14 protein-coding genes, 3 tRNA genes and 2 pseudogenes are annotated in these 15,064 nt (G+C 35.9%); 10 read left to right on the forward strand and 9 right to left on the reverse strand.

The annotated features are described in order from the left end of the window. The first annotated feature begins 5 nt into the window (after positions 1 to 5). Together ARADI_RS04250 and ARADI_RS17290 are read left to right on the forward strand one after the other, a co-directional pair. Positions 6 to 227 (forward strand): ANR family transcriptional regulator, encoded by a 222-nt coding sequence (locus ARADI_RS04250; RefSeq protein ID WP_119711235.1) that lies wholly within the window; start codon positions 6 to 8, stop codon positions 225 to 227. After that, a pseudogene (locus ARADI_RS17290) lies at positions 218 to 501 on the forward strand (PDDEXK family nuclease). Before ARADI_RS04250 ends, ARADI_RS17290 begins: the two are co-directional and overlap by 10 nt. An 11-nt stretch (positions 502 to 512) precedes the next feature. Here ARADI_RS17290 and ARADI_RS04255 read toward each other — a convergent pair. Then, the gene (locus ARADI_RS04255; protein WP_119711236.1) at positions 513 to 884 is read right to left on the reverse strand and encodes a CCDC90 family protein; all 372 of its coding nucleotides are present in this window, start codon (positions 882 to 884) and stop codon (positions 513 to 515) included. Between the two features lie 101 nt (positions 885 to 985). Between ARADI_RS04255 and ARADI_RS17295 the strand changes: the two genes are divergently transcribed. The 8 genes and pseudogenes from ARADI_RS17295 (at position 986) to ARADI_RS04295 (ending at position 7,082) form a co-directional block, all read left to right on the forward strand. Beyond that, complete coding sequence (locus ARADI_RS17295) at positions 986 to 1,210, forward strand: BRO family protein (RefSeq protein ID WP_238149111.1); 225 nt, start codon at positions 986 to 988, stop codon at positions 1,208 to 1,210. A 97-nt stretch (positions 1,211 to 1,307) separates the two neighbouring features. Then, complete coding sequence (locus ARADI_RS17305; RefSeq protein ID WP_238149112.1) at positions 1,308 to 1,799, forward strand: hypothetical protein; 492 nt, start codon at positions 1,308 to 1,310, stop codon at positions 1,797 to 1,799. 295 nt (positions 1,800 to 2,094) lie between these two features. After that, entirely contained in the window at positions 2,095 to 2,826 is a 732-nt protein-coding gene (locus tag ARADI_RS04270; protein ID WP_119711237.1) for a BRO-N domain-containing protein, read from the forward strand. Between the two features lie 105 nt (positions 2,827 to 2,931). Then, positions 2,932 to 3,804 carry a KilA-N domain-containing protein gene (locus tag ARADI_RS04275; RefSeq protein WP_182853077.1) on the forward strand — a complete coding sequence of 291 codons (873 nt, stop codon included), beginning with the start codon at positions 2,932 to 2,934 and terminating at the stop codon, positions 3,802 to 3,804. After that, positions 3,776 to 5,207: pseudogene (locus tag ARADI_RS04280) on the forward strand (SNF2-related protein). The gene ARADI_RS04275 and the pseudogene ARADI_RS04280 overlap by 29 nt, the downstream one beginning before the upstream one ends. A 32-nt stretch (positions 5,208 to 5,239) precedes the next feature. Beyond that, positions 5,240 to 5,413: a hypothetical protein gene (locus ARADI_RS04285; RefSeq protein ID WP_182853146.1), complete on the forward strand. Its 174-nt coding sequence runs from the start codon at positions 5,240 to 5,242 to the stop codon at positions 5,411 to 5,413. A gap of 431 nt (positions 5,414 to 5,844) precedes the next feature. After that, positions 5,845 to 6,063, forward strand: a complete 219-nt coding sequence (locus ARADI_RS04290) for a DUF4224 domain-containing protein (RefSeq protein WP_439647073.1) — start codon at positions 5,845 to 5,847, stop codon at positions 6,061 to 6,063. A 2-nt stretch (positions 6,064 to 6,065) separates the two neighbouring features. Then, a complete protein-coding gene (locus ARADI_RS04295) occupies positions 6,066 to 7,082 on the forward strand; it encodes a tyrosine-type recombinase/integrase (RefSeq protein ID WP_119711239.1) in 1,017 nt (338 codons plus the stop codon). A 128-nt stretch (positions 7,083 to 7,210) separates the two neighbouring features. On the opposite strand, the gene ARADI_RS04300 is transcribed toward ARADI_RS04295, so the two are convergent. The 8 genes from ARADI_RS04300 to dtpA form a co-directional block, all read right to left on the reverse strand. After that, positions 7,211 to 7,297 (reverse strand) — tRNA-Leu (locus ARADI_RS04300). A 7-nt stretch (positions 7,298 to 7,304) separates the two neighbouring features. Beyond that, a tRNA-Cys gene (locus ARADI_RS04305) sits at positions 7,305 to 7,378 on the reverse strand. A gap of 33 nt (positions 7,379 to 7,411) precedes the next feature. Continuing rightward, positions 7,412 to 7,487, reverse strand: a tRNA-Gly gene (locus ARADI_RS04310). A 131-nt stretch (positions 7,488 to 7,618) separates the two neighbouring features. Continuing rightward, positions 7,619 to 8,167: a CDP-diacylglycerol--glycerol-3-phosphate 3-phosphatidyltransferase gene (gene pgsA / locus ARADI_RS04315; protein WP_119711622.1), complete on the reverse strand. Its 549-nt coding sequence runs from the start codon at positions 8,165 to 8,167 to the stop codon at positions 7,619 to 7,621. 53 nt (positions 8,168 to 8,220) lie between these two features. Beyond that, the gene (uvrC, locus tag ARADI_RS04320) at positions 8,221 to 10,053 is read right to left on the reverse strand and encodes an excinuclease ABC subunit UvrC (RefSeq protein ID WP_119711240.1); all 1,833 of its coding nucleotides are present in this window, start codon (positions 10,051 to 10,053) and stop codon (positions 8,221 to 8,223) included. Positions 10,054 to 10,155: 102 nt separating this feature from the next. Beyond that, a complete protein-coding gene (locus ARADI_RS04325; RefSeq protein ID WP_238149247.1) occupies positions 10,156 to 10,686 on the reverse strand; it encodes a response regulator in 531 nt (176 codons plus the stop codon). Positions 10,687 to 11,380: 694 nt separating this feature from the next. Then, positions 11,381 to 11,674, reverse strand: a complete 294-nt coding sequence (locus ARADI_RS04330) for a GFA family protein (RefSeq protein ID WP_147392351.1) — start codon at positions 11,672 to 11,674, stop codon at positions 11,381 to 11,383. A 406-nt stretch (positions 11,675 to 12,080) separates the two neighbouring features. Further along, entirely contained in the window at positions 12,081 to 13,544 is a 1,464-nt protein-coding gene (gene dtpA / locus ARADI_RS04335; protein ID WP_439647074.1) for a dipeptide/tripeptide permease DtpA, read from the reverse strand. Positions 13,545 to 15,064: the final 1,520 nt, after the last annotated feature.

Genomic DNA, 15,064 nt, shown 5'->3' on the forward strand with positions numbered 1-15,064 from the left:
ACATCATGGCCTTTAGAAAAAATGATAGTCTACTTTATTTTAACGCGGCGCCCGATGCGGTACACCTTGAGCAGTCAGGGCGATACCATAAAGTCGCACGCGCATGGTCACAGGCAAACCGACTGGCGCGTAATCGTAATAACCGTATCTGGAGTGAGAACCGCGCTGATTTTTGCATTATGCAAATCAAACGGGAGAATATTAAAAGGACGTATTCATGCGGTTAGTTAGGGAAGAGAGCATTGAAAAACATTTGGTGCATGAAGTGCGAAAAAAATCGGCGGTATTGCCTATAAATTTGTTTCACCCGGGCGACGAGGCGTGCCTGACTGATTAGTTGCACTCCCCAATGGCAAGATTATTTTTGAGGAGTGCAAAGCATCAGGCGAAAAGCCCACCCCCTACCAATTGCGCGAACACGCACGGCTTTTTGCAATGGGCCATCAGGTCATCGTACTGGACAGTCAGGATCTAAGCAGTATTTTACCCGCTGTAGACTAAAAGCTTACTTTTTAAACCAGTTTTATAATTAAGGTTACAATCGTTGCTGCAGCACCAACAATAGCTAACATGACACCGCTTAGTTTTATCAGAAGACTATTAGTTAAGGCTTCAACATCCTTACGAACCAATGTTATTTCAGACGATAAGTCTTTACAAACATCAGCAATCTCAGCCGATAAGTCTTTACGAACATCTGCTATTTCTTTTCTGACATCAGATATATCACGCTTAACATCAGCAATATCAGCTTTGGTCGCCACATCAGCAACCTCATGCGATTTACGTACAACAAGCGAAATAGCTTTAGCTTGCTGACTAGTAAGTCCAGCCGTTTGAAGCTCTTCTGATGCCTGTAGTGTATCAAATGCAACCTGACCCATAGGGAATCCTCCTTTTTGGTAAGTATAACGGGTTTAGGGTTCAATCTGCAAAATCTTTCACGTTAATACCTTAATTCGTTTCATTACGGAGAAATATTTTTATGTCTAAAATTACCAAAACCGAATTAATGACGTTTAAAACTGATAATTTGGGTGTCAAGTTACAAGAAACCATTTATCAAAACAAACCAGTATTCTTTGCCGTAGAACTGGCAAAGGCGCTTGGATATGCCGACCCGCATGATGCTCTGAATAATCACTGTAAATCATTGATTAAACTTAATTCCGGTGAAACAACGGAATTGAATTTAGGCTTTTTACCCTAAAGGAATCATACTCGCGCCAGAATCCGATCTCTACCGTCTGATACTAAAAAGCAAACTCCCCTCTGTTGAACGTGTTCAGGATTGGGTATGTGAAGAGGTGTTACCCGCATTACGTCAACACGGAAGCTATAGCATTAAAAAGCATCACAAAGACGAAGGAAGCGGATTGCCTGAATTTCGTAAAGCAAAGGCGATAGAAATTCAGGCGAAAGCCATACAAATTCAAATGGAAAATGTGAAGAAGATATTTGAATGGGCAACGCATCTATCCGATAACGCCAGACAAACCATTATAGCCGGATTGATAAACCCGATTCCGGGTAGTGAAGTGATCCCCTTGCCGCTTATCACTGAAAAACACTATACCGCCACAGAGATTGGTAAAATGTTTAATGTTTCCGCAAATAAGATTGGGAGGATCGCTAATGACAACAAAATGAAAGTTAAAGCGTATGGCGATACATACCCCGATAAATCGCCTTACAGTAACAAAGAGGTTGAGTCCTTTCGCTACAACGAGAAAGCTATAAAGAAATTCAGAGAAATTCTTGCCGCTGAACAGGAAGCAGCAAAAAGTGAACTTGTTTAAATACCCATTGACGAAAGAAGAAATCATGCGCTATAGTTTATTTCCATCTGCAAAATCAGATGTCGGGATTGACCTTCTCGCCGTAACGCCGTAACTAAGAAGGCGCATAGCACGCCGTCAGCGTGTTTTTTTATGCGTCAGTCTGCCATATCAAGAATCAATGGTGGGCTGGATGGGGGAGCCGAAAGGCTCGCCGGGATCCTTCTTAGCCGGTAAGGTCAACCTTGTCCAGTTCGCCACCCAAGATTGACCTCAAAGGTGGTGATTGTCCTAATTTAAGAAGGAAATCATTACTATGAATACTTTAATATTCGACACTATTCTTGAAACTATTTCCCATAACGAGCAAATCTGGTTCACTTCTGCCGTGCTCGCAAAGGTATTAGAATACTCCAATGCCAAATCGATAAGTAATCTTTACAAATGTAATTTTGATGAATTTGGGCAGGACATGAAAACGGTCATCAAATCGATGACCGTTAGAAAAACCGGAAATATAAACATGGATGTCCGCAGTTTCTCTCTAAGAGGCACACATCTGATCGCTATGTTTGCGAATACGCCAGTAGCAAAAGAGTTCAGAAAATGGGTGCTGGATATCCTCGATAAACAAACAGTTAATCAAACCGCCAACTCTACTCCTCAACCCCAAACTAAAGCTGCAGAGCGTTTTAGCCATTCAGACATTCGTAATTTAACACATTTAGTCTGGTGTATAACAAATAGTTTTCGTTTTGAGCGTTCATGGAGTAATGCGGTGTGGCTAGCGTTACGTGAAGTGACCGGCACGCCATCACCAGAGCGTTTTCAGGTAGAGCATATCCCCTTAATGGCTGACGAATGCAGTCGGATTTACTACATCACCGAGTCATTACGCCAGATTATTAATGAGGCTGAAAAGCAGACGATTAAACGACTTCTACATAAACGTGAGAATATCGATACCGTATTAAGTGAAATCAAACAGCTTTTTGAACAATTCCATCATCACCAAATCGGGATAATTACCGCTCGCACTCACCACTAGTACAAAGGTGAGCTTACCCACTTCCTAGAACGCCATTAATTAATCTTAACGCCCCTTTCTATAGGGGGCAATCTTTCATCAATTTCATTATTAAGGATCCTCCTTATGTCAAATTTAATGAACATACCAAATAAAAATTTTCCTATGATCGCTGGTGTTGAAATTTACACTGACGAAAATAGCCGTTTTAATATAAACGCGTTACATAAAGCCAGTGGTGAAGGTGAACACAAAGCACCTAACCAATGGTTACGAACTAAACAAGCAAAAAAACTTATTTCAGAATTAGAGGCTAACTTATTGAAAAGTAAGCAAACTGCAAATGTGCAGTCTACTCATAAAGTGATTCATGCCGTTAATGGTGGTTCATCACCAGGCACTTTTGCTCATGAACTTTTAGCGATTGAATATGCAGGCTGGATTTCGCCTAAATTCAGATTGATGGTTAATCAGATTTTCATTGATTACAGAACGGGTAAATTAGCTCCCATTGACCCAACAAATTTCGGCTTACCTAATTTCCTTGACCCTGCTGAATCCGCCATTGCATGGGCTGAGCAGCATAAAAAAGTTCAACTATTAGGTGTACAGGTTCAACATCTTGAAACCGAAAACGATTGCCTTAAAAATCTCTTCAAAGAAGGCATGACCCCTACCCAATTTAGCAAAATGCTTAACGGGGTAAACAGTCAACAGATAAATCATTATCTTGCAGCGAAAAACTGGCTCTATAACGAAAGTAAATCCGGCAACAATTTACGCTGGCGTGTTGCCGCTACCGCTCGGGATAAATACTTAACCGAAAAACAAAACGAAATAAGCCCACATGGTGCGAATAGTTTCATTAGTTATCGCCCTGTTTTACTTAGAAAAGGCGCACAGCGAATTTATGACCAGTATTTGGCTGACAAACTACCCATGAAAAAGAACTGGAACAGATTATATACCCATGACAACACTATCCAGATTGTCGCCTGAACAAAAGACAATCGCAAAAACCTTCACACCTCGACTTTACCAAAATCTTATTATCAATCACCTGCTCGATATCAAACGCTCAAATGTTTAGGTGGGGATGGGAATGGGTAAAACAGCAGCAACGCTGACGGCGTTAGAAAATCTCTATTTATCAGGCAGTGAAACCAAACCCACATTGGTGTTAGCCCCTTTACAGGTAGCGCACAATCCACTTGGCTGGATGAAGCGCTTAAATGGAACCATCTGCGCAATATCGAAGTGCAACCCATCATTGGCAACGCCAAAGCAAGGATGGCAGCACTCAAAAATGCCCATGCCAGCGTATTTACGGTTAACTATGACAATCTCGTCTGGCTGGTTGACATCCTTGGGGACAGTTGGCCCCTTTTGGCACAATTATTGCCGATGAGAGCACACGGTTAAAATCATTCCGGTTACGTAAAGGCGGTAAACGCACCGCAGCACTCGCGAAAATAGCGCATAAATCTGTTCATCGCTGGGTAAATCTGACTGGTACGCCTTCACCTAATGGCTTGATGGACTTATGGGGACAAGCGTGGTTTATTGACCAGGGCGAACGGCTAGGCAGAACCCATAACGCGTTCACATCTTGCTGGTTCAACCGTATACAATTCCCTAGCCAACAATGGAGCAGGTTTGAGCCTTTAGGGTTTGCACATCAGCAAATTCAGTTAGCACTCAGCGATGTCACGTTATCCCTTAATGCCGCTGACTGGTTTGACATCGATGAACCGATACACAACGTTATCAACGTTACGCTACCTGCAAAAGCGCGAGCACACTATCAGGCCATGGAAAAAGAACTGTTTCTTGAATTGTGCGATAGCGCTATTGAAGCGTTAAATGCCGCTGCAAAAACAATAAAAACCTTCAAATTGCCAGTGGCGCTATCTATAGCGATGACAATTACAACTGGACAGTGATACACGATGCCAAAATCCAGGCACTGGAAAGTATTGTTAATGAATCAGGAGGGATGCCAGCGCTGGTTGCTTACCACTGGAAACATGACCTTGAAAGACTTTTAAACGCGTCTCCAAAAGGGAAAAATTTAGATGCCAACCCACAAACCCTCTTATTGACTGAAATAATGGCAAAGTCCCGTTACTTTTTGCCCACCCTGCAAGCTGTGGACACGGCTTAAATTTACAGGACGGCGGTAATATTCTGGTCTTTTTCTCCCACTGGTGGGACTTGGAGCAGTACTAGCAAATTATCGAACGTATCGGCCCCACCACAGTCAAGCGCAAGCAGGGCATAACCGTCCTGTCTTTATCCATCATATCGTCGCTAAAGATACGCTTGATGAAGTGGTCATGAAAAGGCGCAATTCAAAACGGGCAATACGGGATTTATTACTGGAAGCAATTAAAAGGAAATAACAGCATTTTCTTAGTTAAGGAGAAAACAGCATGTGATTTTAATCTTGGCTATGTACGCCAGCCCTTACACATTAAGTAGCGTAGTCAGTTTTCATATCCAAGAATTTGACACCGAAAATATGTGTCACTTCGCCGCTAAACAGTTTGAACGTGAATTTGAAACTGTCAAGGATATCAACGCCAAAGCGATTTGCGTTAAGAAGTAAGCTAATTCTACAAAGGTTCAACTATGAAACTTGACATCATCAAACTATTAATCACGACATTACTCTTTATCAGCGCCGCCTTTGCTTTCGAACTGATAAGTTGGACATCTTGCCCATGCCGATGCCGTCATTGACCCGCAAATTAGATTTAAGCGTGGTGAATTAAGCGATATTCATTTAGGTGGGCACGAGCTACTGGTTATCGGCATTATAATAGTGCCTGCACTTATCGTTTATTTTAGGGTATTTTGGGGTATTTCTTGACACATTGAAGAAGTAGTCTAGAGCGAATAGTCATTATCCCATCTGAATTTACCCCACTCAAATTAGTAATACCAAAAGGTAAGCGATTAGCTATTAAAAAAGACCAGCGCAAGGCTGGCCAACACCAGGGAAAATTACGTTGTGAGTTTTTCAATGAGGACATAAACGTGAATAACAATTCTATGTTTATTACAGATGAACAGATGAAAGAACTAACAGGTTACCAAAAACCATCCAAACAATGCAAAGTTTTAGAAGAAGCGGGAATCTTTTTCATTAAGCGGCCTGATGGTCGTCCAAAAACGACATGGGAACATTTCAATAACCCCTCTTCAAAAAAACTTGATATTAATTTTGCTGAGAAACCAAATTTCGGAGCTATGTAGTTATGTCTGGAAAGCGAAAAAACCCTGATGATAATTGGATGCCTCCACGCGTATTTCGTGGGAGATCTGCATACGAGTTTAAACATCCAAATGGTCGCACAGTTCGTTTATGTGCTCTAAATGTAGATAAATCTGTTGTTTGGAGTCATTACGAACAATACGTTAATGACGAGAAACATATTTTTAATTATGAATTGCTGATTAATCAGTTTCTATATTCAGCAGATTTTATCGAATTATCGAAAGACACTCAGAATGATTATCAAAAATATTCCAGAAAAGTTATTCCTGTTTTTGGCAAAATGGATCCGGATAATATTAAACCTGAACATATTAGAAAATATATGGATAAAAGAGGATTAAAGAGTAGAACACAAGCCAACAGAGAAAAATCCTTTATGTCCAGAGTATTTCGATGGGGCTATGAACGAGGATTAGTAAAACATAATCCGTGTAAAGGCATTAAACAATACAAAGAAGTTGTCCGTGACCGTTATGTTACAGATACAGAGTATCACTCATTATATTCTATTTCACCTTTGATTGTTCAGATCACTATGGAACTAGCCTATCTTTGCTGTGCTCGACAAGGAGATATTTTAGCATTACGCAAAGATCAACTCATGGAAGCAGGAATTTATATCAAACAAGGGAAAACAGGAAAAAGCCAGATAAAAGGTTGGTCTGAAAGATTAACTAAAGCTATAAAATTAGCTAAACAATTACCGTTAAAAGAAGGTGTTAATAGTTTATACGTTTTACATCAAGAAAATGGAAAACTATATACCCGAGATGGCTTTAATAGTAGATGGTTAAAAGCTAAAGAAGAAGCCGCTAAAAAATACCCTGAATTGAATTTCAATTTTACCTTTCATGATTTAAAAGCAAAAGGTATATCTGATTTAGAAGGGACACTACAAGAAAAGCAAGCCATTTCTGGCCATAAAAATATTGGTCAGACGGCCAGATATAATAGAAAAATAGAAGTCGTGCCGGTCGTAGGTAATCAGAAAAAATGAATAAATATTCAGTTTAACTTAATTTATCTTCTGAAGGTGTTCTGAAAAGTGATTTTAGTCACAAAAATTCACTCTTAAGTGATTAGCTTTTTACCGCTTAACTTTTTGATAAACAATGGAAAATTTCATGGTGCCCAGGGCGGGGATTGAACCCGCACAGCCTTAAAGCCGAGGGATTTTAAATCCCTTGTGTCTACCTATTTCACCACCTGGGCTAAATTCTGGAGGCGCGTCCCGGAGTCGAACCGAGGTAGACGGATTTGCAATCCGCTGCATGGCCACTCTGCCAACGCGCCCTACTCAATCTAGCTTATATGTAGGACTGATATTGGAGCGGAAAACGAGACTCGAACTCGCGACCCCGACCTTGGCAAGGTCGTGCTCTACCAACTGAGCTATTCCCGCATTCTCACAATGCTTAGTTAGTTTGTTAAACCCAGCATCTTTTGATGGGCTGCATTCTACTTGTTTCCTGTATTGAGTCAATACTATTATTAATTAATTCGGTTCGTTCGCTGGTTTTTCAATCATTTCGATCAAGCTTCATTCAAATTCTTCCAGGCGCCAGATAAATATTGAAACATAGACCAAAACGTTAAAATAGCCGCAAAATAAAGTGCTACGATAGCAATTACCTCAATTTTGATATTAGGATGCCACAGTAATCCAACTAATGAGAGCATCTGGGCGGCTGTTTTAAATTTTCCAATCCAAGATACAGCTACACAACTACGTTTTCCTACCTCAGCCATCCATTCCCGTAATGAGGAAATAATGATTTCACGCGCTATCATAGTCACTGTCGGTAATGTAACCCACCAAGTATGATAATATTCGGTCACCAATACTAATGCCGTTACTACCATAATTTTATCAGCGACCGGATCTAAAAATGCACCAAATCTGGTTGTTTGCTGCCACAATCTGGCAAGAAAACCATCAAACCAATCGGTTAATGCAGCAATGACAAAAAGAAACGCACAAACAAAAGGCGCCCAGTGAAAAGGAAAATAAAAAAATAACACAAAAAACGGAATCAATATGATACGAAAAAGTGTTAACCAAGTTGGAATATTTAATTGCATCATGCTCTATAATTGTCTGCTCAAAATAAAATATATCTACAATTCCACTACGCTTATTGCTTTAACGCATTATGAATTTTTTCTGCTAGTGCATATGAAATCGTTGGCACTTTTGCGATTTCATCAAGACTAGCATTACGTAAAGCTTGTAAGCCCCCTATATATTTAAGTAGCATCTGCCGACGTTTAGGACCGACCCCTTTAATAGACTCTAAGGTGCTGGTATTTCTAACTTTCGCCCTACGCTGACGATGTCCTGTAATCGCGTGATTATGTGATTCATCACTAATATTTTGTATTAAGTGTAGCGCTGGTGAATCAGGCGGTAATGAAAGACCTTCTCCATCAGGTTTAAAAAACAATGTTTCTAAGCCAGCTTTGCGATCATGTCCTTTAGCTACCCCTATCAATTTGGGTCGCGTAATATCCCAATCAACATTTAATGCCTGGAATACACCAATTGCTTGAGCCAGTTGTCCCTTGCCACCATCAATAAAAATAACATCCGGTACTTTATTTTCATCTACATGTTTACCATAACGTCTCGTTAAAACCTGATACATAGCAGCATAGTCATCACCAGGCGTAATATCAATTATATTATAACGACGATATTCAGAACGTAAGGGCCCATTACTATCAAAAACAACACAAGATGCTACAGTTTGCTGCCCCGATGTATGACTAATGTCAAAACATTCCATGCGATAAATTTTTTCTAGTCCTAGCAAGTCAGCTAATACCTCTATTCTTTGGTGAATAGTTGATTGTTGTGCAACTTTTGTTGTCAATGCTGTCGCTGCATTAGTACGAGCCAGTTTTAAATATTTAGCTTTTATACCTCGCGGTTTCACTTGAATATTAATTTTACATCCCGCTATTTTAGTCAATAAATTAGCAAATAGCGCTTTTTCCGGTAATAAAAAATCCAATAATATTTCTGCCGGTAAAGAGCGAATTTCACTACCCTGTAAATAAAATTGACCTAAAAATGTTTGCACAACTTCACTTAATTGTGTGTTTGCAGGGATCTTTGGATAATAACTACGGCTACCAAGTACTTTCCCTTGGCGAATAAAGAGCACCTGAACACAAGCAATACCTAAGTAATAAGCAACGCTAATTACATCTAGATCTTGTGTATTACCAGTGACAAATTGTTGCTCTGTAACCGCTCTAACGGCTTGTATTTGATCGCGATAACGCGCTGCATTTTCAAATTTAAGAGCTTGACTAGCTTGCTCCATATTTTGGATTAATTGATTAAGAACTTGCTGATCCTTACCCGATAAGAATAAATGAACATATTCTACTTGTTGATGATATTCTTCATCAGCAACCATCCCCTTGACACATGGTCCAAGACAGCGATTAATATGATATTGGAGGCATGGTCTGGATCGGTTGCGATAGACACTGTCTTCACACTGACGCAATGGAAATAACTTTTGCAATAAAGCCAGCGTTTCTCTGACAGCATGAACACTTGGAAATGGGCCAAAATAGTCACCCTTTGCCTTCATAGCACCACGATGCATAGCCAAACGTGGGTGTTTATACGCACTTAAAAAAATATAAGGATAGGATTTATCATCCCTTAGCAGAACATTATAACGAGGCTGATAAAGTTTAATATAGTTATGTTCAAGTAATAAAGCCTCGGTTTCTGTATGTGTTACAGTAATATCAATCTGAGCAATATTTTTAACCAGTTGTTCGGTTTTACGGCTTGTTACTTGTCCTCTAAAATAACTCGCTAACCGTTTTTTTAAATCCTTAGCTTTGCCGACATAAATAACCACCCCAGATGTATCGTACATACGATATACACCTGGTTGATTGGTTACTGTCTGCAAAAATACTTTCGGTTCAAATAGTTCAGGCACTATAATAAAAACTCTCTGTTTGAATCAATCCATTCGTTATAGCTATATAAGTTAATTCTGCATCACTACGCACTTTTAGTTTACTAAACATTCTATAGCTATTTATTGTTTTTTGTTTAAGTTGAGCTTTTTTGCTATTTCGTCAACTGGTATACCACGCGTCACCATAAGCATAATTTGTAATTCACGATCAGATAAAAGGTTTAAAGGATTGCTCATTTCTGTATCTAATTGATGCAATACCAGCCATTGTGCAATATCCGGCGGCAAATATTTTTGCTTTAATTTGACGACACGAATGGCATGCAGTAAATCGCTTTCTTTCGCCTTCACACTCAGTAAACCTCGTGCTCCAGCTTCTAGCGCCTTCATTAAATAGATATTTTTCTTTTCAGTAGAATGCATAATTATGCCTATATCAGGGATCATCCTAATTAAACTTTGTAATTTTTTAATTAATTCATAGTCGCTTGTTCTGTCATTTAATAAAATAATTTCCGCCGTATGTTTTCGGCACCATTGTATAGCTTGATTCAAAGAGACAACATGCCCAGCTATTTTCATACCTTTTGTTTTATCAAAAATAGACTGCATTCCCAATCTAATAAACTCATTATCTTCCACTAATAACACACTGATCAAAGAAATCTCCCTCTTCTTATAAGTAATGAAAATGTTATTATCATTAATATATAAATTTATTTATGCTAGACAATCACTATATTTTATAACTAAAAACAGAAGGTTAATAAAATAAAAAATAATATTAATTATTCAAGATACTATTTATAATCAATATAAAATAATTTGAAATATAAACTCATATTATTGTTCGCACTTTATTTTTTCAGTATTTACAAAACATAAAGCTAAAAGCAATAACAACAGCACTCCAACATAAATAATAGTATCGACAGCAGATTTATGAACAATAATAATCAAACTGACAATAAATATAGTGCCAATATAAATAAAATAACATAAATAAAAATAATAATCTGATTGGAAATATTTAATGAATAACTAAATAAATACAAAATAAAGAAAATAACTAAAGATAGCTGCAAGTAAACAGTAAGATGATTGTGCTAAATTAATACTAAATAATAATAATGCTAACGGATAAGTTTTACTAGCTAAAAAAAAACGCCAGTAATATTACTAAGATTAGAGGGGTAAAATTCAAAGTTGGCTGTAACAACCTCGATATATTGATATTATATTCAGTGATTTTCATTGAATCTCCTCAACACCATCAACTAAAATTTTACCAAGATACTGATGATTATAGAATTATAAATCTAACAAAAACTGGTTTAATTTATTTCTAAGTATTAAGGATATGTTGCTCTGTAAAAAATGCCGTTTTTTCAATAAGGTTATAATGCAAAGGATTACAACCAACATAAAACTGAGTAACTAGAAAAACGATTTTACTCTTTTCAAATAAAACAGTATTGGCATAATAACTTTCAGGTTTAAACATCTTAGAAAAAAGATGCGTACCACATTCATGGCAAAACATTCGCATTAGCCATATAGAATAGCGACAATAACTAACATAGTACTTACCTTCGATGGACAAACCATTTTCAACAATAAAGGTCAAACAGATCACCATTCCATTTTTGGCATATTATATAATTTCAGACAGAGATTTCATAACAAGGTTTTTCTGTTTTTAATGTAACTGGCTCATATAAAGATTGATCCTCATACTACATAAACATGCCCTTTTATTATTAAAAAACAAATAAAAACATAGCAATTTTTTAAAATCAATAACTATTTTTTAACCAAAAGGTTTGAGTAATATATATGTGATCCGGCTCGTTATTATGCTATTTAACTATCTCAAAAACGATAATTTTTAACAATAAATTGCTTAATCAAATCAATGCTGACTTTCCAAAAATTTCTGTTAAAATTGACATGGTAAAGTAAAAGCACTCAGTTATTTGAAATTATGATAATAAAAAAGCTATTGAACATATTTTCAATAGCTTCTTATGTGTAAGATATCTAATTTATACTTGAGTCATACGATTAAGTAATGGCGCCGTAAGTAACATAATTAATGCAATAACCGCTGTTACTATACCTATCTTCATGAAAACATCACTATATATGCCCAATGATACTAAAGGATTTAATGATTCACCTTGAGGAGTTGCCGTCATAGAAGCAATAAAACCTGCAATAAAAGCAGCAGCTGAGCTGGTTAAAAACCATGAACCCATAATAAATCCCATCAAGCGTTGAGGTACTAGCTGCGCAACCATTGCTAGTCCCAAGCCAGAAATCATCAACTCACCAATACTTTGCAATCCATAAGAGAGTACTAACCATTTAACAGAAACAATACCTGCTTCATTCGCAAACTTTGCGCCTAATGGTAATATAAGAAATGCAGTCGAACAAAGTACCATGCCGATTGCAAATTTATAAGGCATAGGTAAATTATCACCCATTTTATTATATATCGATGCAAGTATCGGACTAGCAAGCATGATCCAAAGTGGGTTCAAAGCTTGGTATTGCGCGGGCTCAATACTAATACCCAAAATATTATGCTCTACATTGTGTATAGCAAAGAAATTTAATGATGTTGGCATCTGACTATATAGTACAAAAAATACAACTGCCTCTATCATTAAAATAAAAGCCACAATCATTTTTCTGCGAGCGGTACCCTTTAATGCAATAGTTTCCTTAACAAAAATAATTACAATAAAACATGAAATAATTGCCAGGGCGGCTCTTGCCACAGCCATATTATGCAATAACCAATTAGATAGTATAATAAGTGCTACTATACCGATAATAGTAAATAAATATTTAGACAATTCGATTGATCGAAAATCAGGTTTAGAGCCATAGTTTTTAACCCAATTTCTACATACTAAGAAATTAACTAAAGTAATAATCAGGCCAATTACACTCAATGAAAATGCAATATCCCAGCCATAGTGCTTTGCCAGCCAGGGGGTCGCCAACATAGAAAATAATGAACCGATGTTGACAGCCATGTAGTACATTGTAAATGCACCATCGAGCCGCTGATCATTTTTATCATAACAAGTGGAAAGTAACGAAGAAGGATTTGCCTTAAATAAACCATTACCAACAGCAATGGTTGCTAATCCAAGATACACTAATAAAACATCGTGACTAGAATAAGCAATAAAAGCATAACCAACAATAAGTACGATAGCACCTAGTATGATAACCCTTTTTGTACCTAATACCTTATCACCTAACCATCCACCTATTGCAACAAAACCATAGACCAGTGCAGTAAAAGCAGAAAATAATATAAAAGATTGAGCTTCAGACATTCCTAACATTTGAGTTAGATAGATTGTCAAAATCCCCTGCAAACCACTGAAGCCAAATCTTTCCCATAGTTCAATTAAAAAAATGAAATAAAAAGAACGTGGTTGTTTGAAAGCATTCAAACTGATATTTTTGGTATTATTCATTGTGGACACAAGTTACCTCTATACAGCTAATATGTTTATATGCACATGCATGCAACATTGCCGTTTACTTTATAGTTATAAGTTAAAATATCAAATAAAAGCTAAATAACCCCAGCTAGTGATCACGACTAGTTTGTCAATTACGACATAATCATGTGATCACCATCGTTTATAACACGTTGTTTTCATGCTTATAACAACGCGGGATGAAAACCAATATAGCAAATATATTCAATAAGTTAAGATTTTTGAATACATTTCATATTCTGTTTTCAACATCTAACTTTTACATAAGTAAATGAAGCATATATAGCAATATACGCCATTTATGCATAAAAAATAAAGAATTAATTAGTAGTAAAGTATAACAACAGGAAAAATTTAGAAGAAATATGACTATCAACTGATATTTTAGTTTCTATTTGAAATTAAAATTTAATGTTAAAAAATCTATATTATGTAATAATAACTTCATATTTTGTAAAAATGTTATTTAATCTAAAAAAATACATTAATCAATTGTAATGTAATACCAAAAAAAATCAACATAATTATTTCCAATAAGTTATAAACTAATAATGCAATTACTAAAAATTTATAATAAATATTTCATAATATAAAAATGAATGGAAAATATCGGATTCAAAAAAACAAATCAGCATACATTGGATATCTTATACTTAAAACAAACTTAGTTGTTAAACCTTATTTTCCAAAACTACCCAAATCTATGCCAAAATCCCGTTATATGATTTTTTAATATTATATGAAAATTAATTATAAAAAGGTGTTACTGACTAAGTATAGTAGAGTGATGAATCAATCAAAATACTAGATTTAATTTTAATGATTGGATATTTTATAAAAAATAGAATTTCAAACAAATGCTAAATTAGATAAAAAATATCATATAAAGTGAAATTATTAGTTTAAACTTTAGTAACAAAAATTATATTCATTAATAATGAAATAAGGTAATGCCAGCACGAAAAATATTAATTATTAGCGTTAAAAATTTTTATTACAAAGAAGAGAACATTAAATTTATTTATATTTAAAAAATAATAACACCATCTTTATGAAAAAATAAATTTATTGTCATTGTAAATTTTATCACTTTTCTGCTTTACGCTTTCTTGCTGAAATTTAATTATTTCTATACACATTGGTAATATTCAAGCCAATTCTGCTAATAAGTCATTAGAATTCTAAGAATAAGATGTTTTAGAAACTATTTGAATAGCAAAATCATAAGCCATTGACTCTAATGTATGTTCTAGATTTTCATTATCAATGATTATCCACTTTAGTTAATTTATTAATTATAAGCATAAGCTATAAATTTCAATTTTAAAAATTTTATTTCAAAAAAAATAGATGTACTTTTTTAAAATTAATACTAACAAAACAAAAACAATTTATATAATATGAAATATTTATCAAAATTTAGCAGAAAAAATTTTGCTAATCAATATTTGCAAAAATTTTGAAATTAACAATAGAAAATAATATAGAATTTTAAAAATAAC

The sequence above is a fragment of the Arsenophonus endosymbiont of Aleurodicus floccissimus genome (genome assembly GCF_900343025.1).
Taxonomy (GTDB): Bacteria; Pseudomonadota; Gammaproteobacteria; order Enterobacterales; family Enterobacteriaceae; genus Arsenophonus.